This is a genomic window from Paenibacillus sp. PDC88, assembly GCF_900106725.1.
GTDB classification, from domain to species: domain Bacteria; phylum Bacillota; class Bacilli; order Paenibacillales; family Paenibacillaceae; genus Paenibacillus; species Paenibacillus shunpengii.
On record NZ_FNNT01000014.1, the window covers coordinates 25,591 to 45,744 of the forward strand.

At 47.4% G+C, this 20,154-nt stretch carries 19 protein-coding genes; 18 read left to right on the top strand and 1 reads right to left on the bottom strand.

Annotated features, from left to right (window positions below; translation table 11 throughout):
- Positions 1–31: 31 nt before the first annotated feature.
- Positions 32–232, bottom strand: coding sequence for a hypothetical protein (locus BLW49_RS25900; protein WP_047914161.1), 201 nt, complete (start codon positions 230–232; stop codon positions 32–34).
- A gap of 150 nt (positions 233–382) precedes the next feature.
- Here BLW49_RS25900 and pth point away from each other — a divergent pair, with 150 nt between their 5' ends.
- The 18 genes from pth to hpt all read left to right on the top strand — a co-directional run bounded on the left by pth (position 383) and on the right by hpt (position 20,134).
- Positions 383–940, top strand: coding sequence for an aminoacyl-tRNA hydrolase (gene pth, locus BLW49_RS25905; protein ID WP_076315651.1), 558 nt, complete (start codon positions 383–385; stop codon positions 938–940).
- 97 nt (positions 941–1,037) lie between these two features.
- Positions 1,038–1,268, top strand: coding sequence for an anti-sigma-F factor Fin family protein (locus BLW49_RS25910; RefSeq protein WP_076315650.1), 231 nt, complete (start codon positions 1,038–1,040; stop codon positions 1,266–1,268).
- Positions 1,269–1,519: 251 nt separating this feature from the next.
- Entirely contained in the window at positions 1,520–5,044 is a 3,525-nt protein-coding gene (gene mfd / locus BLW49_RS25915; protein WP_090727843.1) for a transcription-repair coupling factor, read from the top strand.
- Positions 5,031–6,233: a peptidylprolyl isomerase gene (locus BLW49_RS25920; RefSeq protein WP_090727844.1), complete on the top strand. Its 1,203-nt coding sequence runs from the start codon at positions 5,031–5,033 to the stop codon at positions 6,231–6,233. The genes mfd and BLW49_RS25920 overlap by 14 nt, the downstream gene beginning before the upstream one ends.
- A gap of 361 nt (positions 6,234–6,594) precedes the next feature.
- Positions 6,595–7,137, top strand: a complete 543-nt coding sequence (spoVT, locus tag BLW49_RS25925) for a stage V sporulation protein T (RefSeq protein WP_076315647.1) — start codon at positions 6,595–6,597, stop codon at positions 7,135–7,137.
- A gap of 139 nt (positions 7,138–7,276) precedes the next feature.
- Positions 7,277–8,932 carry a putative polysaccharide biosynthesis protein gene (locus BLW49_RS25930; RefSeq protein ID WP_090727846.1) on the top strand — a complete coding sequence of 552 codons (1,656 nt, stop codon included), beginning with the start codon at positions 7,277–7,279 and terminating at the stop codon, positions 8,930–8,932.
- An 84-nt stretch (positions 8,933–9,016) separates the two neighbouring features.
- A complete protein-coding gene (gene mazG / locus BLW49_RS25935; protein ID WP_090727848.1) occupies positions 9,017–10,516 on the top strand; it encodes a bifunctional methyltransferase/pyrophosphohydrolase YabN in 1,500 nt (499 codons plus the stop codon).
- Between the two features lie 297 nt (positions 10,517–10,813).
- The gene (locus BLW49_RS25940; protein ID WP_047914152.1) at positions 10,814–11,086 is read left to right on the top strand and encodes an HU family DNA-binding protein; all 273 of its coding nucleotides are present in this window, start codon (positions 10,814–10,816) and stop codon (positions 11,084–11,086) included.
- Positions 11,087–11,362: an RNA-binding S4 domain-containing protein gene (locus BLW49_RS25945; RefSeq protein WP_076315644.1), complete on the top strand. Its 276-nt coding sequence runs from the start codon at positions 11,087–11,089 to the stop codon at positions 11,360–11,362. It begins immediately after the preceding gene.
- Between the two features lie 128 nt (positions 11,363–11,490).
- Positions 11,491–11,775 (top strand): sporulation protein YabP, encoded by a 285-nt coding sequence (gene yabP / locus BLW49_RS25950; RefSeq protein ID WP_076315643.1) that lies wholly within the window; start codon positions 11,491–11,493, stop codon positions 11,773–11,775.
- Positions 11,772–12,341: a spore cortex biosynthesis protein YabQ gene (gene yabQ, locus BLW49_RS25955; RefSeq protein WP_076315642.1), complete on the top strand. Its 570-nt coding sequence runs from the start codon at positions 11,772–11,774 to the stop codon at positions 12,339–12,341. The genes yabP and yabQ overlap by 4 nt, the downstream gene beginning before the upstream one ends.
- A 33-nt stretch (positions 12,342–12,374) precedes the next feature.
- A complete protein-coding gene (locus BLW49_RS25960) occupies positions 12,375–12,719 on the top strand; it encodes an FtsB family cell division protein (protein WP_090727849.1) in 345 nt (114 codons plus the stop codon).
- A 183-nt stretch (positions 12,720–12,902) separates the two neighbouring features.
- Positions 12,903–13,418 carry a S1 domain-containing RNA-binding protein gene (locus BLW49_RS25965; protein ID WP_090727851.1) on the top strand — a complete coding sequence of 172 codons (516 nt, stop codon included), beginning with the start codon at positions 12,903–12,905 and terminating at the stop codon, positions 13,416–13,418.
- A 365-nt stretch (positions 13,419–13,783) separates the two neighbouring features.
- Positions 13,784–16,288 (top strand): stage II sporulation protein E, encoded by a 2,505-nt coding sequence (spoIIE, locus tag BLW49_RS25970; RefSeq protein WP_076315639.1) that lies wholly within the window; start codon positions 13,784–13,786, stop codon positions 16,286–16,288.
- Positions 16,289–16,391: 103 nt separating this feature from the next.
- Positions 16,392–17,138 (top strand): vWA domain-containing protein, encoded by a 747-nt coding sequence (locus tag BLW49_RS25975; protein WP_076315638.1) that lies wholly within the window; start codon positions 16,392–16,394, stop codon positions 17,136–17,138.
- Positions 17,122–18,054, top strand: coding sequence for a protein kinase domain-containing protein (locus BLW49_RS25980; protein WP_371264627.1), 933 nt, complete (start codon positions 17,122–17,124; stop codon positions 18,052–18,054). The genes BLW49_RS25975 and BLW49_RS25980 overlap by 17 nt, the downstream gene beginning before the upstream one ends.
- 50 nt (positions 18,055–18,104) lie before the next feature.
- The gene (tilS, locus tag BLW49_RS25985) at positions 18,105–19,529 is read left to right on the top strand and encodes a tRNA lysidine(34) synthetase TilS (RefSeq protein WP_090727854.1); all 1,425 of its coding nucleotides are present in this window, start codon (positions 18,105–18,107) and stop codon (positions 19,527–19,529) included.
- A gap of 65 nt (positions 19,530–19,594) precedes the next feature.
- Positions 19,595–20,134: a hypoxanthine phosphoribosyltransferase gene (gene hpt / locus BLW49_RS25990; protein ID WP_090727856.1), complete on the top strand. Its 540-nt coding sequence runs from the start codon at positions 19,595–19,597 to the stop codon at positions 20,132–20,134.
- The last annotated feature ends 20 nt before the right edge of the window (positions 20,135–20,154 follow it).

Consider the following 20,154-nt stretch of genomic DNA (forward strand, 5'->3'; position numbering starts at 1 on the left):
AATGTAACCCCTGTCGGCGTATCCCGGTTATTTAATATCCGGGCCTTGAAATGAATTGATGATAAGATCGGTTAAACAGAGCACCGTTAATTTCTACAAAGGGCTCATCATAAGTGGTAATGCATCCGATCTCGACATGGTTGCCGTGGTCATACACTTGCACCGGTATGGCCTGTTCCAAATGGTGTTGAAATTGGTACGGCTGCGTTAAACGTTCAATATCATGGCGCATGACCGGTTCATCCTTTCTTGCTGTTATGCTGATCGAATCTAAACAATTGTTTTTATTGTAAAGTGAAACTTCGTGTAAGTCCAATTGGTTGTTCAAGATTTATGTGCTGGCAAGGAAGCAATATAATATATGAAGGAGGCAGCTTCTCATATGAAATGGATAGTGGGACTTGGTAATCCTGGTTCCGAATATGCCAAGACGAGGCATAACATAGGATTTATGGCCCTCGACGCTATGGCAGAGCGCCATGGCATCACTATTAATCAGAGTAAGTGCAAGGCTCTCATCGGAGAAGGTATGATACAAGGGGAGAAGGCTGTATTGATTAAGCCAATGACGTATATGAATCTCTCCGGCGAATCCATTAGAGCGTATATGGATTATTATAAGGTTGCCCTTGAAGATCTTATTGTAGTCTATGATGATATGGACACTGAAGTAGGCAAGATCCGCCTCCGATACCAAGGCAGTGCAGGCGGCCATAACGGAATTAAATCGATTATTCAGCATACCGGGACACAGCAGTTCAATCGTGTGCGTATGGGTATTTCGAGACCGGAACCAGGCTACGCGATTGTAGATTATGTTCTGTCTAAGTTCGCGAAGAAGGAGCAGGAAGCAGTTGAATCTATGATTGAAGCAACCTGTGACGCCCTCGAGTATGCGATGAAGGATACTTTCGAACGGACGATGGCGAAATTTAACTGATTTCATTTCCATGATAAAGTATCAAGAAAAGAATTATATAAACTCGTGATTTCTGGAAAGAATAGAAGATATCATTTCTTTTCAGGAGGATACGAGTATGCCAATTCATTATGTCTGCAGACATTGCGGGACTTCAATCGGACAAATTAATTCATCCGAAATAACAGAAGCAAGGCTGGGTCTTCATTTCTTGACCCCTGCAGAACGAAGGGATATAATAGCCTATAATTCAAAAGGCGAAATGATGGTTAACATCACATGCGACTACTGTAATGAGGCTATCCTGGTGAACCCAGAGCTTAGTCTGTTAACAAGCCCGCTGCAATAGCGGTTAATAGGGAATCAAGAAGCATAGTACAGTGCTTTAAGGATGGGAATTATGCATCCAGCCTTGCGGCCTTGGCAGCGTTTGCTGAGGCTTTTTTTTCAGTTATCGGACGGCAGCCGGACCACTTTTGCTGGTAAGGTCAGTCAAAAAAGATTATGATGAAATCAGATTCATTATCCATATGTTTACAGTTTAAAAGGCAATGACAGGTTATATTAAAAGTAAAGTAAGTTATAAGAGAGGTGCCCCTTTTGCTACAAGCACTTATTGAAGCTTTTACTAAAGATTCCGATTTTGAATCGATAACTTCCGGTATTCGGTCAGGAATGAAGGAGCAGCTTATCTCCGGATTATCGGGTTCAGCTCGCCAGGTCATGATGGCTGCGATGCATAAACAGCTGGATCGGCCGATGCTCGTGGTGACACATAATATGTTTGCGGCACAGAAAGTGGCAGAAGACTTACAGGAAGCGCTTTCTGCGGACCAAGTGCTGCTCTATCCTGCTAATGAATTGATTGCTGCAGAAGCAGCGATTTCTAGTCCTGAAACACTTGCTCAGCGCATTGAAGTATTACTGAAGTGTGCAGCCGGTTTTCGGGGCATTGTTGTGATTCCACTCTCTGGTGCAAGACGTTACCTTCCTGCTCCGCAGGTGATAGCTAGTGCAGAGATTACCCTTAAGCAGAGTGGAACGATTGAGCTGGAGCATTTTCTCAAGCGTATGGTTGAGCTCGGATATGAACGCGTTGAGCGTGTCGAATCTCAAGGTGAGATGAGTGTACGCGGAGGAATTATTGATTTCTTCCCACTCACGGCCGAGCTGGCTTATCGTATTGAGCTGTTTGATGATGAAATTGACTCGATACGGACATTTGATCCCGCAGATCAGCGTTCCATTGACCGAGTAGAGCAAGTGGTTATAACACCGTGCAAGGAACTGATTGCTAGTCAGGAGAGAATGGAACAGGCAGCAGATCGAACCGCGATTCTGCTTGAAGAGCAGCTTGATAAAACAACGGACCGCCAAGCGAAGCTGCGTCTGCGCGAGGAGATCCATCGTGAAATCGAGCTGCTGCGTGAGCATGTCTATTTTCCGGAAATCTATAAATATGTAACAGAGCTGTATCCAGAGAAACAAACCATCTATAACTACATGCCTGAAGATACGATTCTTATTATGGATGAGCCGGCAAGGCTTCTGGAGACAGGCAAGCAGCTCGAACGAGATGAATCGGAGTGGAGCGTTCATTTGCTGCAAAATGGCAAAACGCTGCCGCAGCTTACACTCTCGCTTGACCATGATGAGGTGCTGTACCATCGACCGTTCCAGACTTTATTTGTATCCATCTTCCTTCGTCAGGTACCACACACACAGCCGCAGAACATCCTAAATATGGTCAGCCGCAGTATGCAGGATTTCCATGGCCAAATGAATGTGCTTAAGGCGGAGATGGAGCGCTGGCAAAAAGCCGGCGTCAACGTCGTTATGATGGCCAGCGGTGAGGAACGGCTTGATCGGATGCGTAAAGTGCTGCAGGATTATGACATCCATGAGCCAAACATGGTCATTGGTAATTTGCAGAGTGGATTTGAAATGCCTTCGATCCATCTGGCTGTCATCACTGAGGGAGAGATGTTCTCTCAGAAACAACGTAAAGTACGGAAACCGATGCGTAATGTGGACAATGCAGAACGGATCAAGAGCTATAGTGAGCTCAAGGTTGGAGATTACGTCGTACATCAAAATCATGGAATCGGCAAGTATATGGGTATCGGCACCCTTGAAGTAGGCGGTATTCATAAAGATTACATGCATATTTTATATGCAGGCGGCGACAAGCTGTCTGTTCCGATTGAGCAGATCGATCTCATCCAGAAATATGTCGGTTCAGAAGAGAAAGAGCCGAAGATCTATAAGCTGGGCGGAAATGAGTGGACCCGTGTCAAAAATAAAGTCCGCAGCTCTGTCCAGGATATAGCCGATGACCTGATTAAGCTCTATGCAGAGCGGCAATCCTCTCCGGGGTATGCCTTTGATAAGGATACCGCAGAGCAGCAGGAATTCGAGGATATGTTCCCATATGACGAAACGCGAGATCAGGTTCGCGCTATTGAGGAAATCAAGAAGGATATGGAGCAGGGTCGTCCCATGGACAGACTGCTGTGTGGGGATGTAGGCTACGGTAAAACAGAGGTGGCCATACGTGCTGCATTCAAGGCGGCGATCGAAGGCAAACAGGTTGCTGTTCTTGTACCGACGACTATTCTGGCTCAGCAGCATTACGAGACATTCCGCGAACGCTTCTCGGGGTATCCGTTTAATGTCAGTGTCCTTAGCCGCTTCCGTACACGCAAAGAGCAGAACGAGACGGCCAAAGGCATCAAGCAAGGAACAATTGATATCGTCATTGGTACGCATCGTCTTCTCTCTCAGGATCTTGTGTTTAAAGATCTCGGGTTGTTAATCGTGGATGAAGAGCAGCGATTCGGCGTTACACATAAGGAGAAGCTGAAGAAGCTGAAGACGAATGTCGATGTGCTTACACTAACGGCTACTCCGATTCCGAGAACTCTCCATATGTCGATGCTGGGTGTAAGAGATTTGTCGGTTATCGAAACACCGCCGGAGAATCGCTTCCCCGTACAAACGTATGTTGTAGAGCACAGTCAGACGCTCGTTCGTGAAGCTATTGAGCGGGAGCTGGCACGAGGCGGTCAGGTGTACTACTTGTACAACCGAGTACAAGGTATACAAGAGATGGCAGCAGAGATTTCCGCACTTGTCCCAGAGGCAAGGGTGGGGGTTGGTCACGGCCAAATGTCCGAATCTGAACTGGAAAAAACGATTCTCGATTTTCTGGATGGTGAATTTGATGTGCTGGTCAGCACCAGTATCATCGAGACCGGGGTTGATATTCCAAACGTGAATACACTGATCGTGCATGATGCGGATAAAATGGGCTTGTCCCAGCTGTATCAGCTGCGCGGTAGGGTAGGGCGTTCGAATCGGATTGCGTATGCCTATTTCACGTACCAAAGAGACAAAGTCCTTACAGAAGTAGCTGAGAAGAGACTGCAATCGATCAAGGAATTTACAGAGCTCGGATCTGGATTCAAAATTGCGATGCGAGATCTCTCTATCCGCGGCGCCGGGAATTTGCTTGGTGCGGAGCAGCATGGTTTCATCGCCTCTGTCGGTTTCGATCTGTACTCTCAGATGCTGTCAGAGGAGATCAATCGACGCAAAGTAACGATGCTCGGTGAAGAAGCACCGCAGGAGCAAAGCTGGAGCACCTCCATTGATATCAGTATTGATGCTTATCTGCCTTCTGATTATATCTATGACAGTATTCAGAAGATCGAGATTTATAAGAAGGTTGCCGTACTGGCTGCATTTGATGATGCAATGGAGCTTGAGGATGAGCTGGTTGATCGGTTTGGCGATCTGCCGGAAGCCGTTACGAATCTGCTGTCTGTTGCCAGACTCAAAATATATGGCAAGAAATACGGAATCGAGACGATTGTGCAGCGCGGAGACCAAATCTCTGTGAAGTTCTATGAAGGACGCGAAAAAGCAGTGGATGGCGCTAAGCTTGCAAGGATTGGCAATCAATTCGAAAGACGTGTACAATTTGAACAAGGACAGAGCATGATTGTCCATATTAAAGGCAAGGGTCTGAGCGATCAAGAATTGCTCCAAACATTAGAGAAGTTTCTTGCAGCCATGAAGGATGCATTCAAATCAAAGGGGGAACTACAGGATGTTGCAAAATAACAGAAAAACCTGGAAAGCGATCGCGGTGACCGCTGTCGGTGCTCTATCGATCTCACTTCTGGCAGCATGCGGAAGCAATGATGAGGGAGGAGGCAGCACCAGTTTCAATAACTCAATTGAAGGCGACACGAGCAGTGTGGTTGTAAAATATAAAGGCGGCGAAATCACGGAGAAGGAATTCAATTCAGAGCTCAAGATTATGGAGTTCATGAATCCAACGATTGCAGCCTACCTGCAAATGGATGAAATGCGCGAGATGTTTGTGAAACAGCAAGTAGCGTATGAATATTTGAGTAAAGACGTGTCTCAAGAAGCAGGGGAAAAAGGTCTTGAAGAGGCTGAAGCACAGCTTACTCAAATGAAAACCCAGGTTGGCGGAGACGAAGCCTGGAAACAGATGCTTACGGATTATGAAGTAACAGAGGACGAGCTTAAGAATTATATGACTCGTGTCTTAAGCTTGGTTGAGTATAAATCGCAGGATGTAACGGACGAGCAGGCAAAGACGGAATATGAAGCGAATAAAGATCAATTTATTACAGCAAGTGTTCGTCATGTGCTGATCAGCAACACCGATCCTGAGTCAGGGGAAGCTCGCCCGGAAGGGGAAGCTCTTAAACTTGCGAAGGAAGTCAAAGCCAAGCTAGACAAAGGTGAAGATTTTGCTGCCATTGCCAAAGAATATTCGGAAGACCCGGGATCTGCAGAAAATGGCGGATTGTATGAGGACACACCGGTTACGAATTGGGTAGAGGCTTTTAAGGAAGCTGCAAAGACTCAAGAGAAGGGTGTCATTGGCGAACCGGTTGAAACGGATTACGGCTACCATATTATTAAGGTGGAGAAACGTACAGAGCCAACTTTTGAAGAATTAACAGAAGCTCAAATGAAGATGCTGAAGAGCTCTGTTGTAAACCAGGACGTGCAGGAATTCATGACGAATGAAGTGGATGGAGTCATTGAGGGAGAGATCACTCTGCCTGCGAAACCGGCTGCTGAAGAAGGTACCGAGGGTACGGAAGGCACCGAAGGTACTGAAGGAACCGAAGGAACTGATGCTGGAACTGAAGGAACTGAGGGAACTGATGCTGGAACTGAAGGTTCTGAAGAAGGATCGACAGGCGATGAAGGCGCAGCAGATGCAGGAACAGAGGGCGAGACCACAGAATCGAATACCGATGGTAAATAAAAAGAAGGCAGAGGCGCGGGAAACCGCGCCTTCTCTTTTTTGGCTGAAGGCTGATTCTGTGCTTAGGAACTTATTGTATATTTCATGTATAAGGAACTGGGAACAGAAGAATACTATGGTCTAGATAGATTGAACTAAAGTTCTGCATCGTCATTATTTTGATCAGAGGTGGATCTGGTGGCAGGACTAACCCTGCAATTACTGCAGGAAGCCCTTCACATTGGGGCTGATCTGTTACCCGTGATGAACATATTTTTCTTTAGTTCACTCTATATAGAAATCACACTTAACTACCCTGGCCCTCCTCATAAAAAGGAACAGTAGTTGAAAAATCTTCTCGAGAAAGTGGGGCAACATGTAAATGAAAGCTACTGGTATCGTCCGCCGTATTGATGATCTTGGTCGTGTGGTTATTCCGAAAGAGATTCGCCGTACTTTGCGAATTCGTGAGGGAGACCCGCTAGAGATTTTTGTGGACCGTGACGGCGAGGTCATTCTGAAGAAGTACTCTCCTATTGGAGAACTTGGCGATTTTGCGAAGGAGTATGCAGAATCACTGTATGAAAGTACCGGCCATGTAACGTTAATCTCAGACCGGGATACGATTATTACTGTGGCAGGCGGATCCAAGAAGGAATATTTGGATAAGCAGATTGGTCATATGGTAGAAACGTCTATGGATAACCGCAAGACATTGCTTGAGAACAGTAACGGATCTTATGAATTAGCTAAAGATCATATCGAACCTTTGTCATCCTATGTTGTGGCACCGATCATATCGGGAGGAGACCCGATTGGTGCAGTCATTATGTACAGCAAGGACGAATCCATTAAAATGTCTCAGCTCGAGACCAAAATGGCTGAAACCGCTGCCGCATTCCTTGGAAAACAAATGGAGCAGTAGCGTGCAGAAAAACTCCCGCCTTCTTATAGGCAGGAGTTTTTTGCTTTATTTGAAGCTTGTTTTGGGATTTATGCAAAATGCTCGTATAATAGAGATCATGTACTTCACCTTCATTTTATAACAAAGCAGGTATACATAGATGAACTCATCCAATTCGAGCAAGAAGCTGCTTCAAGGTGCATTTATTCTGAGCAGTGCTGCTATTTTATCCAAATTGATTGGAACACTGCAGAAGATCCCGCTGCAAAATATTGCCGGAGACAGCGTTTTCGGTATATACAATACAGTCTATCCTTTTTATATTATGCTTGTTACACTCGCAACCGCCGGCTTCCCTATTGCTGTATCTAAGCTAGTCGCAGAGGCCGAAGCAAGAGGTGATGAAGAAGAGGGACGGAGAGTACTGAAGGCGACGACCATACTGCTTGCCATCATTGGAGGATGTCTCTGTGTCCTTACGTATTGGAGCGCACCGCTGATTGGTGGTCTAATCGATAACAGCGAGGTCATTGCATCGGTGCGGGCTGCCTCTCTCTCCTTGTTATTCGTGCCGGTGATGGCAGGGCTGAGGGGGTACTTCCAGGGTCTCCAGAACATGGTGCCCACCGCGGTGTCTCAGGTTACCGAGCAGACGATACGTGTGACCGTCATGTTAATTGTGTTATTTCTGCTCATGGGATATGGTGCCGGTGCAGAGGATATTGCCGCTGGTGCTATGCTGGGATCCGCAGCAGGTGGGGCGGCAGGTCTTGTCGTCATGTGGATATTCTGGCTGAAACGATCTCGGTCAAAGGGATTTCCACAAATGGAGAACCGTTCTGGAGTAAAGGCGAAGCCTTTGGTCCGGGAGGAGAAATCTACAAGAGCGCTGCTCCGGACGGTATTGAAATATGCGATTCCGGTTGCTCTCGGCTCGGTTGCTGTCCCTCTCATTAATATGGTCGATACATTTACCGTCCCTCGTCTGCTAAAGCAAGAAGGACTGAGCGATCTGGAAGCCATGGGGACATTCGGCATCTATAATCGGGGATTGCCGCTTGTCCAGCTTGTCACCATGTTGGCAACGTCTCTATCGGTACTATTTGTTCCCGCTCTGGCAGAAGCCAGAATCAGACAGGATCAAGCGGGAATTCAAAGACACAGCAGCCTGGCCTTGAAGTGGTTTTGGCTGATCGGACTTGCCGCTTCGGTTGGTATTATGGTGTTGGCAGAGCCGATTAACCGCATGCTGTATATGAACGCAGAAGGGACAATGACGCTTCGTATACTCGCGTTATCTGCTGCAGGGAGCACCGTCAGCGTCATCGCTGCTGCCTTACTGCAGGGGCTCGGCAGCGCCAAAGCGCCTGCGCTCATCATGCTGGCAGCAGCAGCGATCAAGACGCTGCTGAACCTCGTGCTCGTGCCGCCGCTCGGAATCAGCGGAGCGGCTATCTCGCCGGCGGCAGCCTTTGCTGCAGCTGCCGCCATGAACGCGCTGCTGCTGGCAAGGCTCCTGCAGCTGCGTGTCTCCCCCAGCGCCGCGTTACTCAAGCCGGCGCTGGTTACCGCCGCGATGGCAGCCTTCGCGGCGATCGTCTCCGCAGGCGCTGCTGTGCTGTGCACAAGCGCCGCCGGGCTTAGCGCGGATGGGAGAATCACCGCGCTCGTCCAGAGCCTGCTGGGTGTTGCAGCAGGCGTGCTTGTCTTCGTGCTGGGAGCCATCCGCACGAAGCTGATTACGGCAGCAGAGATTGCCGTGCTGCCGAAGGGAGCGAAGCTCATACAGCTGCTGCAGAAGCTGAAGCTGCTGTGAGCCGCCTGCATGCTGATGACTGCATGCAGGCTGTCGGGCTGTGTTATAGTGAATACGACTTATACTATTTTGGAGGTAATGCTTATGAGCGGAGCGATCACGGTTGTTGGTCTTGGCTCGGGAGGGGAAGACCAGCTGACGCTTGGAATACTGAAGAAGTTGAAGCAAGCGAAGCGTATCTATGCACGGACACTCGATCATCCGGTGTTTCATGATCTGACAGATCTACAATTAACGATTACTTCTTTCGATAATATATATGAAGCCAAGAGTTCTTTCCCCGAGGTCTATGACGCGATTACGGAGGAGCTGATCCATCTGGCTGCCGGAGCGGCCGCAGGGGAAGAGATCGTGTACGCTGTACCCGGGCACCCCATGGTAGCGGAAGCTACGGTCCGCCTCCTGAAGGAACGTTGTCCAGAGCGGGGAATAGAGCTGACTGTGCTTGGCGGAGAGAGCTTCCTGGATGAAGCCTTCACAAGGCTCGGCTTTGATCCAATTGAAGGCTTTCAGCTGCTGGATGCCGGTGTCATTGACGCAAGCCTGTTTCATCCCCAGCTTCATACGGTGATAGGACAGGTATATGATATGTTTACCGCTTCCGATGTGAAGCTGAGCCTGATGGAGGTCTATCCTGACGATACTCTTGTCTATGCCTGCCATGCGCTCGGAGTAGAAGGTCAGGAGCAAATTCATGAAGTTCCGCTATATGAGCTGGATCGGGTAGAGGGATATGGCAATCTGTCCTTGATTTATGTACCAAGAAGAGACGACGAGCAGCTGCGCAGACGTACCTTCAGCCGTTTGCATGAGATTGTGGCCATTCTCCGCAGTCCGGAGGGCTGCCCATGGGACCGTGAGCAGACGCATACTTCGATCCGTAAGAATCTGATTGAGGAAACCTATGAAGTGCTGGAAACCATCGATGATGATGACCCAGAGCACATGAAGGAGGAGCTTGGAGATTTGCTGCTGCAAATCATGCTTCACTCCCAAATGGAGGAGGAGCTGGGCTCATTCAACGTATATGACGTGATTGAAACGCTGAATGATAAGCTGATCTTCCGTCATCCGCATGTCTTTGGCGATAATCAAGCAGAGGATGCAGACGAGGCGCTCGCGAACTGGGAAGCGATGAAGCTGCAGGAGAAGAAGCGCAAAGGACAAGAGAACGAGGATACATCGGCCCTGGCGGGGATTCCAAGAGATCTGCCTGCATTGATGAAATCGTACAAGCTTCAGAAGAAAGCGGCCAAAGTCGGGTTTGACTGGGACGATGTGAGCGGCGTCATCGCTAAAGTCGAGGAGGAACTGGCTGAGCTGAAGGAATCGATTGCCGAGGGGCAGTCTCCACAGGAGCAAATGCTGGAGCTCGGTGACATTTTGTTTGCATCTGTCAATATTGCAAGGTTCATTGATTCGGATCCGGAAGAGGCGCTGTCTGCCGTAAACCGCAAGTTTAGCCGCAGATTCCGCTACATTGAGGAGCGGCTGGCCGAGCAGGGACGAACGGTTCATGACAGCAGCTTGGACGAGATGGAAGGTTATTGGCAGGAAGCAAAGCAAGTGCTGAAGGATTACTGATGGAACCTGTTCTTTAGCTCCAAGGTATTGCTGAGAAATGGATTCAGGAATGAAGAAAATGGAATAGCATTCCTATTCACAAGAGGCGGCCTTGTTTGACAATGGCCCCTAAAATATCGTATTCTTGATCAAACCATGGGACAAATACCGGGCTTGTCACAAAAAAAGATCCATTACAGAAGGATTTATCCGGTATAAGCAAGAATAGACAAGTAGTAAAGTTACGTGACAGGATAGCGTTAGTGCGCTAAGGCTTTAGTTGCGTATCATTTTCTTTAATTTGGGAGGCTTTTAAACATGAACAAAACAGATCTGATCAACAACATCTCTGAAAAGAGCGGATTAACTAAAAAAGACGTAGAGTCTGTACTTAACAATTTCCTGGGTGAAATTACAGATGCACTTGCAAGCGGCGATAAAGTTCAATTGATCGGTTTCGGTACTTTCGAAACTCGCAAGCGTTCCGGACGTACGGGACGCAACCCGCAAACAGGAACAGCGATTGAGATCCCTGCTTCTAACGTTCCAGCATTTAAAGCGGGTAATAAACTTAAAGAAGCCGTAAAGTAAATGCGTGTTGATAAATTTCTTAAAGTGTCCAGGCTGATTAAGCGCCGTACCGTGGCAAAGGATGTCTCTGAGCAGGGGAGAGTGCTGATTAATGGACGCGAGGCGAAGCCTAGCACAAGTGTTAAGGTGGGGGACGAGATTACGGTCCAATTCGGGCAGAAGCTCGTTACGGTTCGCGTCGAACGATTAGCCGAGAGTACACGTAAGGAAGAGGCATCCAGCTTGTTCTCTGTGGTGAAGGAAGAAGCCATCGCCAAGGATAATGGACTTTTTTAAATGCCGTCAACATCATGGAAGAGCACTCTATCCCTCGGTCGGATAGAGTGCTTTTTTTCTATTCCTGGGATGTTCTAATCTCTGTATCTTGCCCATAAGCTAGGTGTAAGAAGGGAGGGGTACATGCCATGATGGAACAAACGAAGCTGAAACAGCACAGCATGTCGATACAGAATCGGAAGCTGCTCGATATTACGGGTGTCATGAATGTAGAGAGCTTTGACAGTGAGGAATTTCTGCTCAAGACAGAGCTCGGTCATCTGACCATTCGGGGCAACAATTTACATATTAAGAACCTCAGCTTGGAGGAAGGATTGCTCTCAATTGAAGGTTACGTCAGCTCCCTTGTATATCTTGATCCCGGTTCTAATGCTAAATCTGGTAAGGGGCTTCTTGGCAAGCTGTTTCGATGAATCCAGAGCTTCAGTGGCTTACGCTGGGATGGATGCTCCTCTCCGGAGGGATTATGGGAATTGTGTATGACAGTTACCGGGTGCTGTCAGGCCAGTTAAGATTTCCGCGGTGGAGCATTCATATCCTTGATTTGATGTACTGGCTGATCGCAGCCTTATTTATATTTCGAACACTCTATTCGGTTAACCATGGAGACTTGAGGTTTTATGTCTTTTTAGGTCTGTTCATAGGGGTTTGGATCTATTTTTTGGTTTTAAGTGTTACGATACAAAAATTTGTGGTAATGTTAATTGGAATTGTAAAACGTTTGGCATATGTGGTTTACCGGATATTCAATGTACTGATTGTTCTTCCGATCAAAGGGATGATAAGAATCCTGCACATTTTATTCGGATTTATCATGGCAGCTCTTATTTTTATCATCAAGATGCTGTATCAGTTGGTCAGACCGATATTGAAGCTGCTCTATTGGCCGCTTCGGCCACTGTTCAGCAGATGGAAGACACCGATGTGGCTGCAACGCATATGGGTTCGGATTAAAGAGTGGTGGACCTACTGGTTCTAGACCACCCTGATTATGATGAAGGAGGTTCCACGGATGAGTAAACCGTCTGGACGTCATGCTCGAAGTACAACTCGAGGAAATACACAAAAATCAAAAACGACGGGGGCACGCAGGCGAATCATGCTGTGGCTTACCTTTATGATTTGCTTTACAGGGTGGGCAGGGTACACTTTCTATAGTCAGTCTGTTCAAATGGCGGACAAGAGTGCCAAGCTTGAGCAGGCGACAAAGATCAATGCTGAGGCTGAGAAGGAGAAGACTGAACTGTCCAATGAAGTGGAGCGGCTGCAGGATCCAGAATATATCGGGCAGCTGGCACGGAAGAAATACGGAATGTTTCTGCCGGGCGAAACCCCCATTTATCCAGTAGACGAATAGGACAGGCAGGTACTTTGTAATTAGACGAAATTACTGGTATTTGATGCATATATAACCGTAAAATAGGCAATAAAGCAGGCGTCCGCTCAGTTGACCTTGCTTTGTGGCATAAGGTATAATTGACATACCGCAACAGATTCAAAAATCGGGTTGTATAATTTTAAGGGAGGATCATTTTATTCTATGGCAATTGAAGTGGGCACCAAGTTAGAGGGCAAAGTGACAGGCATCACGCATTTTGGAGCATTTGTGGATCTGTCAGGAGGTGTCACGGGTCTCGTTCACATCTCGGAAATCGCCGATAATTACGTTAAGGATGTCAATGATCACCTGAAGATCAATGACGTTGTAACCGTTAAGGTCATTAACGTTGATAAAGACGGCAAAATTGGACTTTCCATTAAGCAGGCGGTAGATCGTCCTGCAGGTGAAGTACAACAACAGGCTCGTCCGCCAAGAGCACCAAGACCGGAACGCACGGGTGGAGACAGAGAACGATTTGGCGGCGGCGGCAGCGGTAGTGGCGGCGGCAGCTATAACAATCGTGAACGGGGAGGGCGTCCTTACAAACCTTCTTCCGGCAAGCCTTCATTCGAGGATAAAATGTCACGCTTCCTGAAAGACAGCGAAGAGCGAATTTCATCGCTGAAGAAGAACACTGAAGGCAAACGTGGAGGCCGCGGCGCGAAACGTATGTAAGTTATCAACCTGATCTTACGCATAGATTGTAACGTATGGAAGAACCACAGACTTTTAGAGTCTGTGGTTTTTTTGTCGCTTGTAAAGAATCGTCCGACAGGTTTCAAGCGATTTCCAGTATTCTCTTTTCATATCGCTAGCAGATTTAGGCAGAAGGGTGTATGCAAAATAGGGTAACTTGATTCGAGTGGGAACCGACGAACCTAGATGGGCACTTCATTCGCCTGTGTTTCTCTGAACTTTCGCACACTCCCTGTTTTTGTCGGAAATTTCTTTTGGCACGGTCTGTGTTTCTGACAAACTTTCACAGAACAAGCTGACTATAATGGGTACCATCAAATCAAACGATTGGGGTGCCAAGTTAAATGGACAAGTGGAATGTAATACCTTTCCCTGGACTGAGAACAGGCAAAGGAGGCAAAGCCATTCGTAAAGAAGCGGGCATGAGAATCAAATCCTGGGTGGGATCGCTGAAGGCTGTACAGTTCATTGCGGAGAAGAAATGGATGATTCTGCTGACGGTAATGGGTTTTTTGCTCGGAAAGGCTATGATATTGGACGAGCTATCTCCTTTTGCCATAGCCTACTTCGCCGTCATTATGTTCCTGAGAAGAGATTTTTTGCTCCCGGTAGGGATCGCTATCTTGGCTGGAGGCTTTTTCGCTCCCTATCCCACACTGTTTACGATCGCCGCCGAGGTCAGCATTTTCTATCTGCTCTATCGAGGACTCTCGTCTTTTGGCAAAACAGAACTGTCTTACGCACCGGTGATGGTATTCACTTCAGCCTTTATGGTCAATTTGTTTACCGTCCTGATCGGACCCTCATTCACATGGTACGCGGTCCTAATGATGACCATCGATGCTGTACTCAGCTTCGTGCTCACTCTTGTGTTCATTCAGGCCATTCCCGTGTTCACCTATCGCAAGAAGAATGTAAACCTCCGCAGCGAGGAGATCCTGTGTCTTATTATTCTACTGGCATCTGTTATGACAGGGGCTGTCGGTTTCACGGTATATAATCTATCCGCAGAGAATGTATTGTCACGATATCTTATTCTTGTCTTTGCTCTAGTAGGGGGTGCACCACTTGGCGCATCGGTTGGGGTAATTACAGGACTGATCCTAAGTCTGGCCAATATGTCAGCGATCTATCAGATGAGCTTGCTTGCTTTCTCCGGTATGCTGGCGGGGATGCTGAAGGAAGGAAAGAAGATGGCTGTCTCTCTTGGGATGCTGCTTGGCTCCTCCATTCTAGCCATTTATCTGGGCGGAACAGGAGATGTGATCACATCAACCTATGAGAGCTGTGCCGCGATCTTGCTCTTTTTACTGACACCGAAGAGTATATTAAATGTCATATCAAAATACGTGCCTGGCACGCAGGATCATAGTCATAATCAGCATGAGTATGCGAAGCGGATTCGGGATCTGACAGCAGAGCGTGTAACAAGGTTCTCACAGGTGTTTAAGCAGCTGTCGAAGAGCTTTGATCAGATGTCGGAGGTGCCTGAGATCAAGCAGGGTCAACAGGACATGGAGCATTTCATGAATGCTGTGGCTGACGGGACTTGTGCTGCTTGCTTCAAGCAGTCTCAGTGCTGGGACGGCAAGTTCTATCAGACATACAAGTATATGACGGAGATGATGTCGGCCATCGAAGAGAATCCAGACTTTGAAGCCAAGGATATTCCTGCTTCCTGGACCAAATCCTGTGCCAAGACGGAGGCTGTATTAGACGTGATGAAGCGTCAGTACGGGCTATACCAAGATAATATGCAATGGAAGAGGCAAATATACGACAGTCGTGTACTGGTTGCCGAGCAGTTGTCCGGCGTGTCTCAGGTAATGGAGGACCTGGCACGTGAAATCCAGCGTGAAACGACGATCATGCATAAGCAGGAGGATCAGATTCGTTCCGCTTTGGAGCAGCTCGGTTTATCCATTCACAGCATCGACATCATTAACCTGGACGCAGGTCATGTCGAGATTGAGATCGTACATGCTTATACGAAAGGATTTGATGAATGCCGCAAAATTATTGCACCACTGCTGTCCGATATTCTAGATGAACACATTGCTGTAGTAGAGGAGGTCATGACTTTACCAAAACAGGGTCTGGCGACGGTTACCTTCGGTTCGGCAAAAACCTATGAAGTAACCACTGGCGTTGCTGGCGCAGCCAAGGGAGGAGGACTCTTGTCTGGTGACAGCTACAGTACAGTCGAGCTCGGGAATGGGACCTTTGCTGTTGCGTTAAGTGATGGTATGGGCAATGGTGAGCGGGCGAGAATGGAGAGCAGCACGGCTCTTAACATTTTGGAGCAGCTGCTTCAATCCGGAATGGATGCCAAGCTGGCCATTAAATCCGTTAATTCTATTCTGATGCTGCGGTCTCCGGAAGAGATTTATGCCACAGTGGATATGGCACTGATCGATCAATATTCTGCCCAGTCCACCTTTTTGAAGATTGGATCAACACCAAGCTTTATCAAGAGAGGAGATGAGGTGATCCCTGTGTCTGCAAGCAATCTGCCGATAGGAATTATTAAAGATATTGAGGTTGATCTTGTCAGTATCCAGTTGAATCCGGGGGATATCGTCATTATGATGACCGATGGCATCTATGATGCACCCGGCTATGCGGTGAATAAAGAAATGTGGATGAAGCGGATGATTCAGGAGCTGGATAGTGAAGATCCACAGGAAATTGCCGATATCCTTCTAGAAAGGGTGATTCGTTATCAGCAAAATAAAATTCATGATGACATGACGGTTGTAGTCGGCAAAGTAGATCACTTCAGACCTGAATGGGCAACACTGCGTATTCCAGGAATGGATCGAATGGAACGGCCGAGAACAGTCAGCTGATCAGGCTCTATTATATAGAAGAAAAGAAAATTTCCCCCGTTTGAATCAAATCCATACTGGAAATAATAGGAATGATCCAGTTGATTTGAAAGGGGAATGAAGGATGAAGCAGATTTTGCTGATTACAGATGGATGTTCGAATGTTGGATCAAGTCCGGTTCTTGCAGCGGCGCATGCCTTGGAGGAGGGCATTACCGTCAATGTGGTCGGTGTAGTGGATTATGGGACCATTGGAGAGCTGGGAAGTCAGGAGATCGATGAAATTGCGAAGGCAGGCGGGGGGATCAGCCGTATCGTCGGTACGCCTCATTTGGCCAAGACGATGCAGATGATGACACGCAAAACCGTGGTTCAGACGATTGAGATGGCGGTTAATAAAGAGCTGAAGCAAATTTTAGGCAAGGGGACATTAACGGAGCTTCCACCGCATCAGCGCGCGGAGGTTGTGAAGGTAATGGACAACTTGAGTGAAACGACTCCCTTGCAGGTCGCGCTCTTAATTGACGCAAGTGCGAGCATGAAGCCCAAGCTTCCTGCTGTTGAGGAAGGAATCCGGGATTTAATGCTGAGCCTTCAAGCGCGTGAAGGCATGAGTCAAATCTCTGTATTTCATTTTCCGGGAAAGCATGGGGGCGAGGATGCTGTCAATGATATCCCTTGGACAAACGATGTTCATGCCCTTCGCTCGATGTTTAACAGGCTCCAGATGAGGGGAGCAACCCCTACAGGACCCGCAATATTAAAGGTGATGGATTACTACCGTTATGGTACACTAAACGAACACGAGCTTATATCTTATGATCAAGGGACTAAAGAAGGGATGCTGGGTGACTATGCCGCTGGATCCTGATTTTTCTCCTGGAACGGTGGTAACCGGCAAATGGAAACAGGGCAAGTATGTTATCCTGAGAACGCTGGGTAAGGGAGCAAACGGGATCGTTTATTTGGTTCAGCGTGAACCGGGTGGAGGCCGGTATGCGTTGAAGATGGGCTTTAATGGAGTAGACTTGCAGTCAGAAATTAATGTCCTGACATCGCTCGAAAGTCGGTATTCGCAAGCTGGACATAAGTCCGCTTCCTATCTTAAGGAAGTCGATGATTATCGGATTAACGGTATCGATATTCCTTTCTACGTGATGAAGTATGTTCGAGGTGAACCTATTCACCATTTTATTCAGAAGCATGGCTCGGACTGGATTACGATCACGGATCTTAGGCTGCTGAAGAAGCTGGCCGAGCTGCATCGCCTGGGCTATATATTCTGTGATCTAAAGCCGCAAAATGTACTCGTCACCCGGTATGGGGAAGTTGAGCTCATTGATTACGGCGGAGTAAGTCCTGTCGGGCGCAGTGCCAAGCAGTTTACAGAATGGTATGATAGAGGATACTGGAACGCGGGAAGCCGTGTGGCAGATCCTGAATATGATGTATTTTCCTTTGCACTCCTGCTCATTCATCTCTCGGAGGGAGATGAATTACAGCGGCTTGCCGGAGAAGGCCTCCCCCAATTAAGGGGAATGGGTCCATTGACTGCATTGATTCAGCGCAGTGAGAGGCTCTCTCCATATAAAGGCTGGCTCGCACAAGCGGTTCAAGGAAAATTTGAAAATGCGGAGATCGCATTTCTACATTGGAAGAAGCATGTGTATGGACCGGTTAAACGGCAAAGAGAGTCCAGATCTGAGCCCGCTCCTAGATGGTTAATTCCATCGTTTGCATTATCTGCTCTAATCATGGCGGGAGCGATTATGTTCCTGTTCCGCTGATGGTTTAGAGGTACATAGGCTAACCTTGATTTATAGAAAGAAGGAGCAGCATGGAAGGACGCAACAAGCTGAGCAAGACGGCACTTCAGGTGCTAGAAACGGCAGAGTCTTTTGATTTATGGCAGCCGGGTTACCGGATCGTGGTCGCAGTATCCGGAGGAGCGGATTCTGTGGCTCTTTTACATATCCTGCACCAAATTTCGAAATACCACACACCGCTTACACTGATCTGTGCTCATGTTCATCATGGCTTTCGGGCTGAGTCTGACCAGGAAGCGGAGATCGTGAGGGAATTCGCCGAGTCTCTATTGATTCCGTTCGAGATGACAAGGGTAAATATACCGCAGTATGTCGAGGACAGCGGAAGGAATGCACAGGATGCTTCACGCGAGAAGCGGTATGCATTTCTTCATCAGATAGCTGCCAAGTATGATGCGGATAGTATCGCTTTGGCTCATCACGCCGATGATCAGGCGGAGACGGTCCTGCTTCATTTGCTGAGGGGGAGCGGTCCTTCGGGACTCACCGGAATAAAAATTAAACGTTTTGAAAAAAACGTGGAACTTATCCGCCCTTGCTTACGTATTAACAAGACGGACTTGGTTCATCATTGTGAACAATATGATTTGCCCTATGTTGTTGACAGCAGCAATATGAATACGAAGTACAGAAGAAATGCGATTAGACTGGATGTACTTCCTTTTTTGGGGCAATATAATGCTCAGTTTACAGAGTCACTGAATCGCTTGGCTGAGGTCATGAGTGTTGAAGATGATTATATGGATACTATCTCCCGGCAGACGTATTCCGAAATGGTTCGAAATTCAGAGGGCAGCCTGTCCTTTAAAGTGACTGATTTCAAGGAGCTACATGTCGCTTTACAACGGAGGTTGATTAAATTAATATTAAATTATCTGCCTTCGAACGATGATTTTGTTGATTTTTCGAGGATTGAAACCATTCGCAGAGGTGCGGTTCAGCATGAGCCCACAACGTGGAGCCACGATATAGGCCAAGGAATTGTTTGCATTCGGGAATATGATCATATCATTTTTTCTACCCAGAGGTCTTCTGTATTAGAGCATTATAAATACCAGTTGGATTTCTTGGATGGAGACGCTCAATTGGATCTTACTGAGATTGGCACAAGACTTCATTTATCCTGTCTGGACAGTTGGTCCAGGCCGGTTTCTGCTAGTGAAGCGCTGTTTGATGCGAATACATTCATATGGCCGCTTACGATTCGTTCGCGATTGCCTGGAGATACCATGAAAGTGATGGGATTAAACGGAAGCAAAAAGGTTAAAGATATTTTTATAGATGCCAAAATTCCTCCGTCCCTGCGTTCTCGTATTCCCGTAATATGCGATGGTGCCGGAAACATCATCTGGATTCCGGGCGTACGTCGCTCGATTCATTTCCCGGTAAGTGAAGATTCTACGTCCATCATTCGAATGCTGGTGGAGGAACTTTAGTGGGCCCGAGTGACAGTAATGGTGCAGGTAAGACTTTCATAGTATAACTTAGGAGGTTCGCGACGTTGCAGAACGATATTCAAGAAGTATTGATTAGTGAAGAAGAGCTTCAGAGCAAGATTAAGGAATTGGGAGAAATCCTGAGCAAGGAATATGCAGATCGCAATCCTTTAGTCATTTGTGTACTTAAAGGCGCGTTTATATTTATGGCTGATTTGGTGAAGAACATTACTGTTCCCGTTGAAATGGACTTTATGGCTGTTTCAAGCTATGGTGCTTCGACCAAGTCGTCAGGCGTTGTCAAAATCATTAAAGATCTTGACGCGAGCGTTGAGAACCGTGACGTTCTTATTGTGGAGGACATCATTGACAGCGGTCTTACTCTTACCCATCTAATTGATCTTTTGCAGCGCAGAGGAGCTAAGTCAACGACAGTGGTAACCTTGTTTGACAAACCTTCAGGCCGGAAAGTCGATCTGGAGGCGGACTACACAGGCTTCGTTCTGCCTGATGCATTTGTAGTCGGATACGGTTTGGATTATGCAGAGAAATACCGGAACCTCCCCTACATCGGGATTTTGAAACCGGAAATTTACACTAGCTGATATCCCAGCCATTGAGTAAG